This is a genomic window from Capnocytophaga sp. oral taxon 323 (genome assembly GCF_001278825.1).
Classification (GTDB): domain Bacteria; phylum Bacteroidota; class Bacteroidia; order Flavobacteriales; family Flavobacteriaceae; genus Capnocytophaga; species Capnocytophaga ochracea.
The window spans coordinates 161,718-179,878 of sequence record NZ_CP012589.1 but is presented as its reverse complement, the minus strand read 5'-3'; the positions used below and the strand labels follow the sequence as shown (position 1 = coordinate 179,878).

The window sequence follows — 18,161 nt, the reverse complement described above, 5'->3', positions numbered from 1 at the left end:
TTCTTACGCTTTTTTAGTGTTTAACTTTGCTCTTCTCTTTTCAGCCCACTCAATGGCGTGCTTGTCTAATTTCACAGTCAAGTAACGCATCACGCGCTCATCACGACGGAATTCTAATTCAAAAGCATCAATTACTTCACCAGCTACTTTAAACTCGAAGAGGTGGTAAAATCCGCTTTTCTTGTTCTGGATTGGGTAAGCTAATTTCTTCAAGCCCCAATTCTCTTTTGCTACAAATTCTGCACCCCTTGAAGTAAGAAAATTCTCAAACTTTTCTACTGCTTCCTTTATCTGTGTATCAGATAAAACGGGATTCAAAATGAAAACAGTTTCGTATTGATTCATAAATAAAATGATTAATTTTTAATTCGAGGTGCAAAAGTACTACAATTATTTTACCTGACCAAATAATCTGCAATATTTTTTACAAAATAATATCCAAATACCTGACAATGAACAATCATCAGAACTCTCTCACCTTTCTTAAAATCTATATTAAACCTTCTTGTATCAAATTATGCAAGTGTATAATCCCCTCGTATTGCCCTTCACGCGTTACCAATAACTGCGTAATTTTATTCTTCTCCATTAGGTGTAACGCATCAATAGCCAAATTCTCTAAGTCAATCGTCTTAGGGTTAGCACTCATTATATCTTTAGCCACCAATCCTTTTATACTATCCGTTTTACTGAGCATTCTGCGGATATCCCCATCAGTCACTACCCCCACAATTCGTCCATTATCAATCACAGCAGCTACCCCCAACATCTTTTCCGATATTTCCACAATCACCTTCTTAATATCAGTATCCGGAGCCACTTCGGGTTTTTGGTTGTGCACTACAATGTCAGCCACTTTCAAATACAAACGTTTCCCTAATGCTCCACCGGGGTGATATTTAGCAAAATCACTGCTACCAAAATGCTTCATTTCAAGCAAACACACCGCTAAGGCATCTCCCAAAACCAACTGAGCGGTAGTGCTAGTCGTCGGAGCTAAGTTATTAGGGCAAGCCTCTTTCTCTACGTGAGCGTAAAGCACACTATCAGCCTGTTGGGCTAAAACCGAATTTCTGTTAGAAGTAATTGCTATCAATTTGTTATTACCGCGTTTGAGCAATGGTACCAATACTTTTATTTCGGGCGTATTACCACTTTTTGAAATGCATATCACCACATCGTCCTGTTGTATGATGCCCAAGTCACCGTGAATCGCATCAGCAGCGTGCATAAAGATAGCAGGCGTACCAGTAGAATTCATTGTCGCCACTATTTTATTAGCAATAATAGCACTCTTCCCGATACCCGTAATCACCACACGCCCCTTCGATTGCAATATATACTCCATCGATTTAGTAAAATCGTCATCTATATAGTCTACTAATTTAGCAACTGCCTGAGCTTCTTCACTGATAGTTTGTTTGGCAATGGTTATAATTTCTTCTGTTTTCATTCTCAATAAATTGTTTTGCGTGAGGCAAAAGTAATACTTTTTTTGTTCATATAAAAACACCATTCGCTTTTTTGCTTTCTAACAAACATCTTTTCTATACAATTAAAACGCTTTATTCACTCGCTTTTTGCGACACTCTCTTGGCTAAAAAGAACTGTTTGCCGTGCTACGACCTTCTGTATAAGATGAAGCCTTGAATAGCTATTTTACAAGGCACATCTTTGATTTTGTTTTAAATTTGAAATCAATTTTGCTTAATTTCTGAAGCACAGCTTCACTTCTCTACTTCAAACTCACACTATCTACTATCCCCACATACTTTGCCCAAGTTTGAGATTTTGGAAAAGTTGGAATCACCTTCGCCCTCCTATCCATTTTTCACTTTAAACCTTTCGTTTTTCCACTCTTCACCCTTCGTCTAATTAACACTTTTTAACTCTTCAATCTTCGCTCTTAATCCCTCATTCTTAATTACTTATGTACCCTTTCTATACCAATCTTCCAAGATTCGTATAAGCTTCCTATAAGCTTTCTATAAGCTAACTATACCATAACTCTATCTTCGATACTTTCCGATTCTCTCCGAGATTCTCCGATAACACACCTTTGCAATCCCCACTCTATTGAAAAAAAATAAGGCAATGGTTTCTTACCATTGCCTTATAATAATTATTTTTTGTTCTCTTCTTTGCTCATTCCTTTTTCACTTCTTGTGCCATTACATCACAAGAACTAATAAGTATAATAATACCTGTTTCATAGCCTTATCTTTTATTCTTCTCTTTCTCAGCCCATTCTTTTTTGAGTTCTTCAGCCCAAAGTAACTCTCTACCTACTTCTTTTTTTATAGCAGGTTCACTGTTATGTGAGTGACGCGAACTTTGAGTGTCAAACAAAAAATCATAACTTCCCGCTACAATGCCTTTGCCCTCTATATAAGCAAAGCGGTCAATGCCACGATGATAAGCCTCTAACCCCGAGCGATTATTCCAAGCAGTGAACGTCCAAAACAGATAAACAGTATCTTTACCCCGTTTTTCTGTACCCGATAAGTAAATACTTTCAAAACAACTATCCAAGAAAGATTCTTTATCTTCCATCGGTGAAGCATATTTACTAATATGTGTTCCTTTGTTCAATTCTTTTTTTAACTCAGCATAAGTGACAAAATCTTGCTTTGTATTGATGATATTACTATCGTTCAAGTGCACTTTTGAAGAATAATCCATCAACTGAAAAACTTCTACTAAACAGCATCTCGCTTTATAATACTTGTCGCCTTCTTTTTTTACTAAAGAGAAGGAGTTTAAGAATTTATTTTTATTACTTCTGCGAACTTCTTCTATCTTAACAACAGCTTTTTCGACCTCTTCCTTAGAGACTTCTACCCAAGAGTTAGCATTGTTCATATTAGGTAATACCGAGATGAGGGTTAAATAATTATAACCAAAGAAAACTCCCTGATTATAAACGTTATACATCTCAATCTCTTTTCCTTCATAAAAAGAATGAGGGCGTAATGTATAGTGTTTTACTTGATAGTTCTTTTCTAAATCCTCTAAAACTAAATATTTCTGTGAAAAAGAACACTGAAATAGCAAGAGAATAATAATTGCAATTAATCTTTTCATAGCCTATTAAATTCTTTTTCTTCTCGTTCTTTCTCCTTTTCAGCCCACTCTTTTTTGAGTTCTTCAGCCCAAAGTAACTCTTCCTTATAAGGACGTCTTACTTTTAGCCAGTCTCCCCCTCTATAATATACTTTTCCTTTTGGAAAAAAGTAATCATCATAAGTACCAGCTACAATTCCTTTGTTTTTGATATAAGCAAACTGATAGATACCTCTATTAAAAACATTTGCAAATTGATAAAAATAATAGATAGTATTACCTTCTTTTTCTTCAATATTAGCTAAATAAATATGTTCCTGATGTTTAGGAATTTCTATAGGAGGATACTCATTCCAATCAAGAGGAAATTTGGTATTTACCTTTTTTTGATACACTTCTTTTAATAAAGTAATAGGCACTATAGGTTGGTGGGTATTGATAATATAGTTTCCTGTAGCAATAATCATTTGCTCAGGAGAGTCTATACAATAAAAAGATTCTGCCATACACTCTTTACTTACATAATATGTATTTTTTACTTTTTTTACTAACTTCAGTGTATTAGGTATAGGTTTGATTTCCTTTTCACTAATTATTTCATAGCCAAGTACTTTATTTTCCAATCCTTCAAAAAGCTTCTTAGTAGAAAATAAATTATTCTGAACCTTTTTTAAATCTATTTCTTGCCAACTATTCTTGCTTTCAAGGTCAGGGAGTACTGAAAACAAGACTATAAAATCACTATCCAAGTCTTTGCCATAGTTTTTAGAAAACACATTGTAGATTTCTATTTCATAATCCACCTTATAAGGCAAAGTACTAAGAGTATATTTTTTTACGGTATAATTGCTTGTAATACTATCTAATAGTATATATTTTTGTTCTTGTGCCATTACAGCACAAGAACAAAATAATAATAAATATAAAATTAACTGTTTCATATCCCCATTCTCTTTCTCTCTTCTTCTTTTTTAGCCCATTCCTTTTTGAGTTCCTCTGCCCAGAGGAGTTCATTTTCGGGAAGACGTTTTAGTTTACGCCAATTACCTGTTTTATCAATAAAAAAAGGGCCTGGCATAAAATGATTAAAATACACACCTGCCACAATTCCTTTCCCTTTAACATAGCCAAAACGACTTATGTTCGTATGTAAATTCTCATAAAATTGGTAGAAACAATATATCATATCCCCTCCCCTTTCTTCTATGTTCGAAAGATAAGTATTTTTAAGAAAATCGGGGATTCCACAAAAAGAATCGGTATTTTGTTCAAAAGGGAAATCCTGACAAAGAGGAGATAACTTCCTAAAAAAATCTCTTAAAGCACCAATAGGTGTTATAGGCTGATTGACATTGAGAATAAAACTTTTTGTAGCTATTGGTATGGGAAAAGAGTCGTTTATACAATAAAAATCTTCCACCCAACAATACTTACTTGCATAATATTCTCCCTTTATTTTTTTGACTAATTTTACCTTATTAATATATATATATTTTCATTAGAAAATACTCCGAATACTTTATGCATAATTCTTCTAAAAATGTTTTTTGTTGGAAAAAAGTTATTTTTAATAGTTTTATAGTCTATTTTTTCCCAATTTGTTTTGCTATCAAGCTCAGGGAGCACCGAAAAAAGCACTATATAGCAATCATCTTTACTATTCCCGTCATAAAATACATTATACATTTCTATTGTATTCTTAGCTCCATAGGGTGAAGTATCAAGTGTATACTGTTTTACCTTATATTTAGCGGTAAGACTATCAAGCAATATATATTTTTGTTCTTGGGCTTCTATAGCCCAAGAACAAAAAAGTAATAGGTATAATAACTGCTTCATTTTCCTTTCTTCCAGTTTTCCAATTGTTTCTCTTTATCCGCCCATTCTTTTTTAAGCTCCTCTGCCCAAAGTAGACGATTTTTAGGTTCATTTATTATTTTTGTCCAATCGCCACCTAAAATATCTCTTTTTCCCCTTGAATAGAAGAAATCACCATAGGCACCCGCTACAATTCCTTTATCTTTAATATAAACAAGTTCATCAATACTTCTGTCCTCATAATTACAAAATTGATAAAAATAATACATTACATCACTCCACTTTTCTTCTATATTAGAAAGATAAGTGCCTTCAAGAACATTAGGAATATGAAAAGCCAAATTTTCTCTATCTAAAGGGAAAGGGTGATTTGGAAGCACTCTTTTATAATCTTCCTTTAGTACATTTATAGGCTTTATAGGTTGATTAGTATTAAGAATAAAATTCTTGGTTGCTACTTGCATATCACGTGGATAGTCCATACAATAAAACCCTTCTATACGACACTTTTTTCCTACATAATATTTGTCTTTTATCTTTTTTACCAATCTTACTCCGCTAATATCAAACGCTTTTTCAAGAGAAACATTAAACACTCTATGTTCAGTTTTTTTAAAAATTTCTTTAGTAGGAAAAAAGTTATTTTTTATCTCCTCATAATCTATCACTTCCCAATTTGTTTTACTACTAAGGTTAGGAAGTACAGAAAACAACACTATATAGTCTCCACCTTCATTTAAACCATAAAGTTTTGAAAAAACATTATATATTTCAATAGTATTCTTAGGACCATAAGGAGAAGTATCAAGCGTATAGTGTTTTACCTTATACTTGGCGGTGAGGCTATCTAATAGTATATATTTTTGTTCTTGTGCCATTACAGCACAAGAACAAAATAATGATAAGTATAATAATACCTGTTTCACAGTTTATGGAGTTTTAGGGAGTACAAGTTGTTCCACTTTTACCCAATTTTTGTTGTTTATCTAAGTCTTTTTCTTTCTCTGATAATGAAGTTTCTTCTACTACTCCTGCTTTTGCCATAGCACGGGCAGTTTCCAATGAAATCTTTGTATTAGGGAAAGACATTATACTCTGTGCTAAACTCTCTATAAAATTAGAAAACTTATCGTGTTGCTCTACTCTTATAAGTGTGTACATCTTTGTTTTGTTTCTATTTCCTATAGGAAACTCTTTCATATATACAGAAGGATATTTCTGATTAAAAGCTACAGCTCCCAAAGTTTGTAGTTCATATATAAGATAAGAATGTATTACTTCGTGATAAATAGTGGCTAAAATATATTCTTGTGAAGCCCTAGTTATAATATCATCATTTAAGTATATATCACAATCTAAGGTGTGTACATTGCCAGATATGCTTCCCTTAGGTACAGTATAAGCTACATCACCTTTATGGAGAGTATCTGTTGCAAAAGATTTATTATGAACTGTAATATTAAACTTATCACTTGTCCCAAAAGTATTCCGCATCAATCTCGCTATATCGTTATTTAAGTTAGGGGCTTGAGCTAAAAGCGCCTTTGCACACGGGTTGGTAAGAGAGTCTTTTATAGTATCTTCTCTTTTGTCTTGCTTTTTCTCTTCTTTTTCCTCTTCCTCTTTTGCCATACCTGCTCCTACATTACTACTGCTACCTCCGCCACCTATGGCTCTTCTTTTTTCTCTTAGCTCTTGAAGAGCTATTCTCTTATCTTCTCTATCTCTATCATCATAAAAGTCGCCATAACCATATGGTGAATAATCATAATACGTATAATGAGGAAAGTCAGATTTATTTCTACTTTTTCTAGGAAATCTACCATAAACAGTAACAGGCTCTAACATAAAGTAGTCTTTTCCTCCACCCCCACCTTCGCCTCTTCCCTTTTGGTCACCGTCATCTCCTTCATCATCTATAGAAAAAGGCAGAGGTGCAATAATAAAAGGACAACTTCTACATATAGGCTTTTCCGCAGTTGCTGAGGCCTCGTTATTATCTATAATTCGATAACTTCCTTTGCGTTTGGGTACTATTTTATGAGTAATAACTCCATCTGTCATTCGGTAAGCCGAAAGAAAGACACCTTTAGTATCAAGCAAATAAAAATCAGCATTTATAATACGACGATCTGCCATAATACTATCTATCTGAGTAAGAAAAAGATATTGCTTAGTCTTCCCATCTTTTTTAAGGAAGAGTACTTCTCCATTGAGTTCTGTTTTAGAGATCCTCACAGGCACTTTGGCATAAGGCATTTCCTCAAAGTCTTTCATTTGCTCAAAATACCGCCAATCGGTTTCTAATTCAATAAACGGGTACTTCCTACGGCTTACACTGTTGGCTGTACGTTTCTGGTTTTCCGAAGCCTCAAAAAGGCTCTTGGCTTCGTCTAAGCTCACTACCGCTTGTGGGTCTACGGCAGGAACAGGGTCTTGTTGTGGTGCCTCAGGGGCATCTTCACGTTGGCAATAAGTAAGCGCAAGGGCTACCAATGCCAACATTCCAAATTTGATAATTTTATGACTCATTGTTTGTTTATTTTTGCCCCAAAAGTATAATGTATTTCTTTAAAAGTCAATAGGCAAAAGTAAATTTTAACATTTCGTTCCTCTTTCAAACTTTGCTGAAAAATAGGGTAAATCCTTCATTTTAACATTTTTTTCTCAATCATTTTGCCCAAACATTGCTGAAAACTCAAAGTTTAAGTCAAATCATTGTATTTTTTTCAATAACACAAACTATAATATTTAACACATTTTAACCCTCTACAATCTGTAAATTTAACTTATTTCTTTCTAAGCCTCTCCAAGAATTCCAAATAAACTCTCATTTTCTCATTCTCACATTTTCTCATTCTCTCATTTTCTAATTTTCTCATTTTCTAATTTTCTCATTTTCTAATTCTCCCACTTCCCTGCCATCGTGTTACGACCGCCTACTGTGCTACGGCTATTTTCTATATAACCTCCTTTTTTCACTTTTTCTCCAAAAAATTTCCATCATCAAAATATTTTTTCTACCTTTGCAGGAATTTTGTAAGGTAAATAGTTGCCTTACTGAACTTATATCAATGGAAGAACCAGTATTAGATTTAAAAGAAGTATCAGTATATCAAAAGAATACCCTCATTCTCTCCAATGTAAATCTCACCATTGGAAAAGGTGAATTAGTGTACCTTATCGGCAAAACAGGGTCAGGAAAGAGTAGCTTAATCAAGTTGCTCTACGGCGATTTACCCCTTACCAAAGGAAAAGGAAAAGTCGTTGGTTTCAACCTAAATAAACTCACCGAAGACGAAATCCCTCTGCTCCGCCGTAAACTAGGAGTCGTATTCCAAGATTTCAAACTGCTTACCGATAGAAGCGTGCACGATAATCTCGCTTTTGTGCTGAAAGCTACCGGATGGACTGATAAAGCAAAAATACAACAGCGCATAAAAGAGGTACTTGCAAAAGTAAAAATGCAGAATACAGGTTTTAAGTTCCCTCACGAGCTATCAGGAGGCGAACAACAACGCATAGCTATCGCACGTGCCTTGCTCAACAACCCCGAACTCATCTTAGCCGATGAACCTACAGGTAACTTAGACCCCGAAACCAGTGTAGAAGTAATGCAAGTCCTAAAAGAAATCAACGCCTCCGGACGAACCATACTTATGGCAACTCACGACTATGCCCTCATTCTCAAGTTCCCTTCCAAAACCCTAAAATGCGATGGCGAACGCATCTTTGAGGTTGTACAGAGAAGGGTATAATTGAAATTGGCAATTTGCTAATTCACTAATTTACTAATTAAATTAATATAATGGCGATGAAGATACTTGCAAACGATGGAATTTCCGATTCAGGAAAAGAAGCGTTAGAAAAAGAAGGTTTTGAAGTTATCACTACCAAGGTAGCTCAAAACCAATTGATAGACTATATAAACAAACACGCAATCGATGTGCTCTTAGTGCGTTCGGCTACACAAGTGCGAAAAGATATCATCGATGGCTGTCCGTCACTCAAACTCATCGGTAGAGGAGGCGTAGGAATGGACAATATAGATGTGGCACACGCCAAAAGCAAAAACCTACACGTGATTAATACCCCAGCCTCTTCGGCTAATTCGGTAGCCGAGCTCGTTTTTGCTCACCTTTTCAGTGGCGTACGCTTTCTACACGATGCCAACCGCAATATGCCTTTGGAAGGCGACACTCAGTTTAACGAACTTAAAAAAAACTATAACAATGGCGCCGAATTGCGCGGTAAAACCATAGGCATTATAGGGTTCGGGCGTAGCGGGCAAGCGGTAGCTCGCATTGCTATCGGTTTAGGTATGAACGTAATGGCTTACGACCCCAAAGTAACTGAGGCAGTAATAACCCTCGACCTTTTCGACGGACAAACCTTGCCTTTCACTATCAAAACCGTAGAAAAAGAACACCTACTCGCAAAAGCTGATTTTATCACTCTCAACAACAGCCCAGCAGAAGGAGGTTATATACTCGATGCAAAAGAGTTTGCCTTGATGAAAGATGGTGTAGGAGTCATCAATTTAGCACGTGGAGGTGCTTTAAATGAAGTAGCCCTTATAGAAGCCTTAGATAGTGGCAAAGTAGCTTTCGCAGGTTTAGATGTATTTGAAAACGAACCCAACCCCGCTATACAAGTGTTAATGCACCCTCAGGTATCGCTTACCCCACACATAGGGGCAGCTACTAACGAAGCTCAGAACCGCATAGGTTTTGAGTTAGCCTCACAAATTATAACCTTATTTAAATAATTATTATATGGCAGGAATGTTAGATTTTTTAGGAGGTGATAACCTTCAACAACTCGTAAAAGGATTGAGCGAGAAAACAGGTATCGGTAGCGATAAAGTAAGCTCGGTAATGGATTCACTCAAATCGATGCTCGGCAAAGCCGAAGGTAGTGAGATTTTAAACAAACTCACAGGCGACGGGCAATCGTCTACCTTAAAAGCTATCAGTGAGAAAACAGGTGTTTCATTGGATAATGTAAGCAAGATTTTCCAAAACTTAACCCCAATGATATCCAACTTTTTCTCAGGTAAAGGAGGTAACATCAGTGAAATGATGAACTCTTTCTTCGACAAAAACAAAGACGGAAATGTAATGGATGATATTATGGGAGGTATTGGCAACCTCTTTGGCGGTAATAAATAATTACCTTATAACCGTATTTTTAACATTACTTTGGCAAAGTTTTTGTACTTCGCCAAAGTAATTTTTATTTCAATGAATACTGACGAATACTTTATGCAAAAGGCTTTAGAAGAAGCACAATTAGCTTTCGAGGAAGACGAGATTCCCGTAGGAGCCATTATCACCATTGATAACAGAATTATCGCCAAAGCCCATAACCTTACCGAGCGCCTCAACGATGTGACAGCACACGCCGAAATGCAAGCCATTACTATGGCTGCTCACTATTTGGGAGGCAAATACCTCATAGGTTGCACTATGTACCTCACGTTAGAGCCTTGTGCAATGTGTGCAGGTGCTTTGTATTGGAGTCAGTTATCGCGTTTGGTCTATGCTGCCCCCGATACCCATAGAGGTTACAGCGTAATGGGGGGCAAACTCCACCCAAAAACCGAAGTAGTTACTGGCATTTTAAGCCAGGAAGCTACAACCTTGTTAAAACAGTTCTTTCAGCAAAAAAGGAAATGAGAAAAACCTTTACTCTTATAGCTCTCTTTCTCTTGGGAATGAATTATCTTCTTTCTCAAGAAATAGATACTTTAAAGGTAAAAGACTCGCTATTAGAAGGCATTTCACCTGAAAGAGAAGCTAAAAACAGAGTATTTTATGAGAGAATCAAAAACTTCTTTAGCAAATATAAGCTCACTAAAAATCTCAATAACTTTATTATAATTGAGGAAAAGACATCCGAAGGTACAAGCACCTCTACCGTTACTCCTAAAAAAGCCCCTTCTTATCAAGGGAAAATCATTAGAAATATCGTTATTACTACCTTAGACCCTTTTGGGTTTGACGAAAGAGATTTAAGCAAAGTACCAAACACTCGTTTGGAGCGTTTTGGCAATGCACTTCACGTGAAAACCCGCGAAAGTACGGTACGCAAGTTTCTTCTGTTTAAAAAGGATAAGCCCTTAGATACCCTTTTGCTGAGTGAAACCGAGCGTGTATTGCGCAATCAGCGGTATATCCGTAGGGCACAAGTGTGTGCTATCCCTGTGAGTCAAACCTCCGATTCAGTAGATGTGCAAGTGAATGTGCTCGATAGCTGGTCTATATACGTCGACGGCGACTTGGCAGGCAGTAGAGGCTGGACACGACTTACCGAGCAAAATCTCTTTGGGATAGGACACGAACTCTCGCTCACCTATCAACAATACTTTTCAGGAATCGGGAACAATGGTAAAGGTTTTAACTATGTGGTGAGAAACATCAAAAACACTTACATCAATGTGCGAACCGGTTATTATTCCGATTACGAGAACTATTTTTCAAAGAGCATACAGGTAGAGCGACCGCTGTATTCACCTTTGGCACGCTGGTCGGGGCGCTTAGGTTATTACGAATACCGATATGAAGACGAAGGCATTAGTTATCGCGACTCTATCTATATTCCTATCCTAATGACACGCACCTTCGATGCTTTTGGTAGTTGGGTAAAGCCCCTCAGAAAAGTAGAAAACAAGCGCATCAATAACTTTATCATAGCTGGGCGTTTTCGCAATATAAATTATTACGAGAAACCTTCTCCCGAGATAGACCCCGAGCAATATTACGGCAACGAGAACTTATATCTCACCCAATTCAGTCTCAATAGTACAGGCTTTGTGAAGGACCGCTATATATTTCGCAACGGCGATATCGAGGACGTAGGAATAGGACGCTCTTTGTTTCTCACCTCAGGGATACTGCGGAAGAACTACGCTACTTTGCCCTATCTCGGTATAGGCTTTGCTGAGGCAAACTATACCAAGCGTGGTTACCATTCTATCAACTTTGAGGTAGGCACATTCCTCAAGGACGGCACGAACAAAGAAACTGTGCTAAAAGGGGAAGGCACCTATTTCAGTAAATTGTTCGACATAGGCGATTGGCATTTTCGTCAGTTCTTGCGTTCCTCATTTGTAGTAGGTTTTAACCGAAATGTATACCAGCGCGACAGAATCAACTTAAATGAATCTAATGGTATCTTAGGCTTCAGTAGTCGTGAAGTATACGGCACACGCAAACTTATTCTCACCTCACAAACGCAAGTATATGCTCCTTTTCAGCTGATAGGTTTTAGGTTTAGCCCGTTTCTCTCAGCCGATATAGGTTTTATAGGTAGGGAAAACACTGCCTTTCTAAAAACAGAAGTATACTCTAAGGTTTCCATAGGTTTTTATATCTCCAACGACTATTTTCCCTTTGGAGCCATACAATTCTCCTTTGGGTATTATCCTAATATCCCAGGTACAGGTAACAATATCTTCAAATTTACAGGCGTTACCAACGACGATTTCAGGCTACACAGCTTTTCTCAACGCTTGCCTAATATCGTATCGTTTAGGTAACTTCGCCTCACCTTCGTTCATTCTTCGTTCATTCTTCGTTCTTTCTTCGTTCATTGTTCGTCTTTTCTTCGTCCATCGTTCGTCTTTCCTTCGTCTATCGTTCGTCTTTCCTTCGTTCATCGTTTGTCTTTTCTTCATTTGTCCGTGCGGCTCGCACCTTCCCGTGTAACTCACACCTGCTCGTGCGGCTCGCACCTCCACATCTTTAACTACGTGACAAAATGTCTGAAACTAACTGACAGAAGAATAATGGCAATGTTTTTGCTTTTCTAAAAGGAATGTTTTATCTTTGCGCGCTTTCAAGAGAGATACAACAAGTTTAAACTGTAAAAATAAAGAACATTGAATAAGGAAATATCATCAAATCAGCTTATTAGTAATATTATAGCTGGTATAGAAAAAGTAAAAGGAACCGATATTACCATTATGGATTTGCGCGAGGTAGAGAATACCGTGTGCGATTATTTTATTTTGTGCAATGGGTCTTCTAATACCCAAGTGTCGGCTATCTCTGGTGCTATCCAAAAGGTAGTGAGTCAAGCCGAAGGTCATCAACACCCGTGGCACGTAGAAGGTGAAGCTAATGCCGAGTGGGTACTCATCGATTATGTGGATGTAGTGGTGCATATCTTCCAAACACAAATACGTGAGCATTACGACCTCGAAGGACTTTGGGGAGACGCTAAAATTATCAACTTAGAAACTAACTATTAAAAATATGTCGGACAATAAAAGCAACGGGTCTCGTTTTTCAGCCTATTGGTTATATGCCATATTACTGCTGATACTTATAGGTTTTAATTATTATTCAGGAGCCAGTTTTTGGTCACAACCCAAAGAGATTCCGCAATCTAAATTTGAGGAATACCTTAGCAATGGTGATGTATCCAAAATCATCATCTTAAACCATAAAGAAGCTAATGTATATCTCACCCCCGATGCTCTTAAAAAAGAAGAGCACAAAGAGGTAAAACCTACGGGAAATACCTTTATGCAAGGTGCTAACGCAGGCGACGTACCCCAATACCGTTTTGAATTAGGCGATTTGAGTAATTTCGAAAACCGATTCGACCAAATTGTAAAAGATAACAACCTCAGCACTACTCGTGAGAACAAAACCCAGCAAAACATCTTCGGCGATTTGCTGTTCTCTATTTTGCCTTTTATAGTCATCATAGGCTTATGGATTTACGTAATGCGTCGTATGGCAGGAGGCGGAGGAGCTGGTGGTATCTTCAGCATTGGTAAATCTAAGGCGCGTGTATTCGATGAAAAGAAAGAAACGCGTGTAACTTTTCAAGATGTAGCAGGCTTAGAGGGAGCAAAAGAAGAAGTACAAGAGATTGTAGACTTCCTCAAAAACCCCGATAAATACACTTCATTAGGAGGTAAAATACCACGTGGAGCCCTATTAGTAGGTCCTCCTGGTACAGGTAAAACTCTTCTTGCGAAAGCTGTAGCAGGTGAAGCCCAAGTACCTTTCTTCTCACTCTCTGGTTCTGACTTTGTAGAGATGTTCGTAGGGGTAGGTGCCTCTCGTGTGCGCGACCTTTTCAAGCAAGCTAAAGAAAAGTCTCCTTGCATTATCTTTATTGATGAAATTGATGCTATAGGTCGTGCTCGTGGTAAAAATGTAATGACGGGAGCTAATGATGAGCGTGAGAATACTCTCAACCAACTCCTTACCGAGATGGACGGTTTTGGTTCACATACTAATGTTATCGTATTGGCAGCCACTAACCGCGCTGATATCCTCGATAAAGCACTAATGCGCGCAGGACGTTTCGACCGTCAGATTTATGTGGAGCTTCCTAACTTAAATGAGCGCAAACAGATATTTGAAGTACATTTGCGACCTATCAAAACAGCAGAAACATTAGATATAGACTTCTTAGCAAAACAGACCCCAGGATTCTCTGGCGCTGATATTGCTAACGTATGTAATGAAGCAGCTCTTATTGCAGCACGTAAAGGTAAAACAGCGGTAAGCAAACAAGAATTCCTTGATGCAGTGGATAGAATTGTAGGTGGTTTGGAGAAGAAAACTAAAATCCTTACTCCCGAAGAACGCAAGACAATAGCCTTCCACGAAGCAGGTCACGCTACTGTAAGTTGGCTCTTAGAACACGCCGCACCACTTGTAAAAGTAACTATCGTGCCTCGCGGACAGTCGTTAGGCGCAGCTTGGTATTTGCCAGAAGAACGCCAAATAGTGCGTACTGAACAGATACTCGATGAAATGTGTGCTGCCCTTGGCGGTAGAGCTGCAGAGAAAGTGATATTCGATAAGATTTCTACAGGTGCTCTCAGCGACCTTGAGAAGGTAACCAAACAAGCGCGTGCAATGGTAACCATTTATGGGCTTAATGACAAGATAGGTAACCTTACTTATTACGATTCAGCCCAAGCCGATTATAGTTTTACCAAACCTTATAGTGAGAAAACAGCGCACCTAATAGATGAAGAGATTTCTAAGATTATAGAAGAACAATATCAGCGTGCTATTGATATTCTCACCGAGAATAAGGATAAGCTTACTACTTTGGCAAACTTGCTCTTAGAACGTGAAGTAATCTTCCGCGAAGATCTTGAAAATATCTTTGGTAAGCGCAAGTTTAAAGACCCACACGATATTATTGAGGAAGAAGAAGATAAATCCTCAGAAGTTGTATCGTAATTACAATAAAAAAGATGTATCAAACTCTCTTTGATACATCTTTTTATTCTTTATTTTTCTGCTTTTGCTAATCTTTGGTACTCACCCCACGCTTCTATAAGCATAAACTCCATTTGCTTATTTTCCTTCTTCCTTACAAGATCGTGGAACTCGGTTCTCTCCATTACATAATAGGCTAAAACGTCTATTTCCTCTTCGTTTAGTTTGAGTTCTTTTTGTAGAAAGACTTTCATATTTTCACGTATATAGTTAGCGACAGCTAAGTTCTGTTCATTAGCTACAATTTTCTTTAAGAGCTTCTTTCGTCCACTTATAGTATTAATGAGTAAATCAATGCTTAATAAATTTCCTCCTGCACTATGAGTAGCACTATACAACCGTTTTTCAGCAAAAGTACGCTCTACAGGAGTATGCTGTAAAATACCTAACCTTTGAGCAGAAACCCCTTGATATTTTGATACTTCAACTTCATCAAGCTGATTGACCTGTTCTTTCATCTGTATTAAAACTCCTCCGAAACCAAAATCAGCTTTTGTAAGAGTGTGATAAACAGTTTGCATTCCTACAAAAGTAATTTGCAAAGTATTACGTTCACTTGCTTTTAGTGTAAAATAACCATTGGCATCAGTAGTAGTAACAGCATTGGTATAAAGATTCATCACGTGCGCTCCTGACAAAGGTATTGTATCACGCACCACTCTACCACGCACTTGTTTTTGTGCAAAGACTCCTACACTAAAAAACAACCATATAATTGTTAGATATTTCATAAAATTACTATGAATATTTTACTGTTTCCAAGTATCCGGACTTTTGCGCCATTGCTGGAGCATCTCTAAATCTTCTTTTTTGATACGACCAAAAAGCAAGGCTTTTTCTAATAGACTGTCGTAATCGCCAGCAGTGTAAAGCGGTACCTTTTCCTCGGTAAAACGCTCATTGGCTACATCAAAATTGTAAGAGAAAAGGGCTATCATTCCCAATACCTCAGCACCACTATCGCGTAGGGCTTTTACCGCATTAAGGCTACTCATTCCGGTACTTATCAGGTCTTCTACCACTACTACCTTTTGTTCAGGGCGCAAAAAACCTTCAATTTGGTTTTGTCTGCCGTGTTTTTTAGGTTCAGGACGCACATACACGAAAGGCAATTGGAGTGCATTAGCTACCAACATACCGATGCCAATAGCCCCCGTAGCTACCCCTGCAATAACTTGTACTTCGGGAAATTTCTCTTTTATGCCTCTTGCCAATACGCTTGCAAAGTACGAACGAACCTCTGGAAATGAGAGAATTATACGGTTATCGCAATAAATTGGTGACTTCCAACCGCTCGCCCAAGTAAAATAATTTTCAGAATTCAATTTAATTGCGTTAATTTGCAATAAAAATTCAGCGGTATTTTGTGCCGTAATACTATCTAAAATCATAGGTTATGTATGAAATATTTTTAGACGAAAAGTCGATTATTTTGACAAATGTACGAGAAAATATTGAGAACGTCAAATGTTTTCCAATAAAAGATGTTACTCTTGATGTTATCTTGGAGGAACTCAAGCGAAAAGAGGTAGAAAAAATCTACTTATATCACCCTAAGGAAGAAAAACTTATGAAGAAATTTAAGCAACTTATTCCTACCATAAAAGCAGGGGGTGGCATTGTGTATAATCAAGATGGAAAAGTACTGATGATTAAGCGTCACGGCAAGTGGGATTTGCCCAAAGGAAAGAAAGAAAAGGGCGAAAATATCGCTACTTGTGCTTTGCGTGAGGTAGAGGAAGAAACAGGTGTTAAAAAACTGCTTATCCAGCGCTTCCGAATGATTACTTATCACATATTCAAACGCGATGGACAATATTTTTTGAAAGAGACCTATTGGTATGATATGACTACTACCTTTAAGAAGAAATTGGTACCCCAAACTGAAGAAGATATAGAAAAAGCGTGTTGGAAAGACGAGGTAGAAGTACGAGAGTTGGTGAAGGATTCGTATAAAAATATTCAGAAGCTATTCAATTAGCAAAGAATCTCTCTCACAAGCTGATGCGAACAAAACGCTCGTGTCCTTTTTATTACTACCTACACCGAAGCTATACCGAATCTTCAGTGGTTCTTCAGTGGTTCTTCAGTGGTTTTTCAGTGGTTCTTCAGTGGCTCTACAGTGGCTCTACAGTGGCTCTACAGTGGCTCTACAGTGGCTCTACAGTGGCTCTACAGTGGCTCTACAGTGGCTCTACAGTGGCTCTACAGTGGCTCTACCCAGAACACTAAGCGAAGTTATAGCGAATACCACTGGAATACAATCACTATATCAAACGGTTAATTGTTAATGGTTAATTGAAAATTTATCCTTACCTTTGTATCACTAATCTAATTCCTAAAACCTGACCTCTAAACTCTAAGTAAACTATGGCGAAAACAAAAAACAACTACCTAACAGAAGAGCTTTTGGGAAAAGTCGGTAACCAATTCTTCTTCCGTAAAGTGCGGAATAAGACTACCAACAGCTAAGAGTAAAAGACAATTTCTATATGGTATAATAATAACATCACACACAATTTTGGTATCTTTGCGTCATTTAATTCTATTAACCAATTTTTATGACTTTACAACAACACTTTGCTAAATATATTTTTGGAGAAACCGAACAAATAGACATATCAGCTAATTAACAAATTAACATTATGACCTCAGACGAATTTGCAAAGAATTTTTATATTGAAAAGCTAGAGTTTTTAAAGTCGTGCTTTCAGGTACAACCAGACTATCCTTCAGCTGTAAATACCAAAATAAAAAAAATGGCACTGAGCAGTACTCAAAAAGAACAATTAGAAGAAGTGATTGACCTGTTGTTAAACGATGTGTTTTACAGCGTGCTATTAGGCTTAGACGGTGAATGCCCCATAGGCAACATTCAGCAAGTTTATAGTATATACGATGAAGAAGGGTGCCTTATTTCTGATTGCGGGGAATTGGAAGTGAGTGCTTACGAATACTTTCACGGAGGCAAATACGAAAAAGAAACTGATTAATATAAAACAATATGTTCTGAGGGCACGAGCG

Annotated in this window: 19 protein-coding genes and 1 pseudogene; 10 read left to right on the top strand and 10 right to left on the bottom strand. The window is 37.3% G+C overall.

Features of this window, described 5'->3' with window-relative positions; all coding sequences use genetic code 11:
• Window positions 1–3: 3 nt before the first annotated feature.
• From rpsF to AM608_RS00790, 7 genes and pseudogenes are all read right to left on the bottom strand, one after another.
• Window positions 4–345, bottom strand: coding sequence for a 30S ribosomal protein S6 (rpsF, locus tag AM608_RS00820; RefSeq protein WP_002671370.1), 342 nt, complete (start codon window positions 343–345; stop codon window positions 4–6).
• A gap of 145 nt (window positions 346–490) precedes the next feature.
• Complete coding sequence (locus tag AM608_RS00815; RefSeq protein WP_002671366.1) at window positions 491–1,453, bottom strand: SIS domain-containing protein; 963 nt, start codon at window positions 1,451–1,453, stop codon at window positions 491–493.
• 764 nt (window positions 1,454–2,217) lie between these two features.
• Window positions 2,218–3,084, bottom strand: a complete 867-nt coding sequence (locus AM608_RS00810) for a hypothetical protein (protein ID WP_053580442.1) — start codon at window positions 3,082–3,084, stop codon at window positions 2,218–2,220.
• Entirely contained in the window at window positions 3,081–4,004 is a 924-nt protein-coding gene (locus tag AM608_RS00805) for a hypothetical protein (RefSeq protein ID WP_053580441.1), read from the bottom strand. The genes AM608_RS00810 and AM608_RS00805 overlap by 4 nt, the downstream gene beginning before the upstream one ends.
• A pseudogene (locus AM608_RS12755) lies at window positions 4,001–4,902 on the bottom strand (hypothetical protein). Before AM608_RS12755 ends, AM608_RS00805 begins: the two are co-directional and overlap by 4 nt.
• A complete protein-coding gene (locus AM608_RS00795) occupies window positions 4,899–5,759 on the bottom strand; it encodes a hypothetical protein (RefSeq protein ID WP_053580440.1) in 861 nt (286 codons plus the stop codon). Before AM608_RS00795 ends, AM608_RS12755 begins: the two are co-directional and overlap by 4 nt.
• A 61-nt stretch (window positions 5,760–5,820) precedes the next feature.
• Window positions 5,821–7,413, bottom strand: coding sequence for a hypothetical protein (locus AM608_RS00790; protein ID WP_053580439.1), 1,593 nt, complete (start codon window positions 7,411–7,413; stop codon window positions 5,821–5,823).
• 542 nt (window positions 7,414–7,955) lie between these two features.
• Here AM608_RS00790 and AM608_RS00785 point away from each other — a divergent pair.
• The 5 genes from AM608_RS00785 (at window position 7,956) to AM608_RS00765 (ending at window position 12,421) form a co-directional block, all read left to right on the top strand.
• Complete coding sequence (locus tag AM608_RS00785; RefSeq protein WP_053580438.1) at window positions 7,956–8,639, top strand: cell division ATP-binding protein FtsE; 684 nt, start codon at window positions 7,956–7,958, stop codon at window positions 8,637–8,639.
• A gap of 50 nt (window positions 8,640–8,689) precedes the next feature.
• Window positions 8,690–9,649, top strand: coding sequence for a D-2-hydroxyacid dehydrogenase (locus AM608_RS00780; protein WP_053580437.1), 960 nt, complete (start codon window positions 8,690–8,692; stop codon window positions 9,647–9,649).
• A 7-nt stretch (window positions 9,650–9,656) separates the two neighbouring features.
• Window positions 9,657–10,052: a DUF937 domain-containing protein gene (locus AM608_RS00775; protein ID WP_009409989.1), complete on the top strand. Its 396-nt coding sequence runs from the start codon at window positions 9,657–9,659 to the stop codon at window positions 10,050–10,052.
• Between the two features lie 72 nt (window positions 10,053–10,124).
• A complete protein-coding gene (locus AM608_RS00770; protein WP_015782728.1) occupies window positions 10,125–10,559 on the top strand; it encodes a nucleoside deaminase in 435 nt (144 codons plus the stop codon).
• Entirely contained in the window at window positions 10,556–12,421 is a 1,866-nt protein-coding gene (locus tag AM608_RS00765) for a hypothetical protein (protein WP_053580436.1), read from the top strand. Before AM608_RS00770 ends, AM608_RS00765 begins: the two co-directional genes overlap by 4 nt.
• Here AM608_RS00765 and AM608_RS00760 read toward each other — a convergent pair.
• On the bottom strand, window positions 12,374–12,616 hold the full coding sequence (locus AM608_RS00760; protein WP_172672727.1) for a hypothetical protein: 243 nt from the start codon (window positions 12,614–12,616) through the stop codon (window positions 12,374–12,376). The genes AM608_RS00765 and AM608_RS00760 overlap by 48 nt on opposite strands.
• A gap of 147 nt (window positions 12,617–12,763) precedes the next feature.
• Between AM608_RS00760 and rsfS the strand changes: the two genes are divergently transcribed.
• On the top strand, window positions 12,764–13,135 hold the full coding sequence (gene rsfS / locus AM608_RS00755; RefSeq protein ID WP_009421553.1) for a ribosome silencing factor: 372 nt from the start codon (window positions 12,764–12,766) through the stop codon (window positions 13,133–13,135).
• A gap of 4 nt (window positions 13,136–13,139) precedes the next feature.
• Complete coding sequence (ftsH, locus tag AM608_RS00750; protein WP_009421535.1) at window positions 13,140–15,098, top strand: ATP-dependent zinc metalloprotease FtsH; 1,959 nt, start codon at window positions 13,140–13,142, stop codon at window positions 15,096–15,098.
• A gap of 50 nt (window positions 15,099–15,148) precedes the next feature.
• On the opposite strand, the gene AM608_RS00745 is transcribed toward ftsH, so the two are convergent.
• Entirely contained in the window at window positions 15,149–15,868 is a 720-nt protein-coding gene (locus AM608_RS00745; protein ID WP_053580434.1) for a carboxypeptidase-like regulatory domain-containing protein, read from the bottom strand.
• Between the two features lie 18 nt (window positions 15,869–15,886).
• Window positions 15,887–16,528: an orotate phosphoribosyltransferase gene (pyrE, locus tag AM608_RS00740; RefSeq protein WP_053580433.1), complete on the bottom strand. Its 642-nt coding sequence runs from the start codon at window positions 16,526–16,528 to the stop codon at window positions 15,887–15,889.
• A 5-nt stretch (window positions 16,529–16,533) separates the two neighbouring features.
• Between pyrE and AM608_RS00735 the strand changes: the two genes are divergently transcribed.
• The 3 genes from AM608_RS00735 to AM608_RS00725 all read left to right on the top strand — a co-directional run bounded on the left by AM608_RS00735 (window position 16,534) and on the right by AM608_RS00725 (window position 18,130).
• Window positions 16,534–17,118: an NUDIX hydrolase gene (locus tag AM608_RS00735; RefSeq protein WP_053580432.1), complete on the top strand. Its 585-nt coding sequence runs from the start codon at window positions 16,534–16,536 to the stop codon at window positions 17,116–17,118.
• Between the two features lie 108 nt (window positions 17,119–17,226).
• Window positions 17,227–17,421, top strand: coding sequence for a hypothetical protein (locus AM608_RS12205; RefSeq protein ID WP_172672734.1), 195 nt, complete (start codon window positions 17,227–17,229; stop codon window positions 17,419–17,421).
• Window positions 17,422–17,782: 361 nt separating this feature from the next.
• Window positions 17,783–18,130, top strand: a complete 348-nt coding sequence (locus AM608_RS00725; RefSeq protein WP_034575697.1) for a hypothetical protein — start codon at window positions 17,783–17,785, stop codon at window positions 18,128–18,130.
• The last annotated feature ends 31 nt before the right edge of the window (window positions 18,131–18,161 follow it).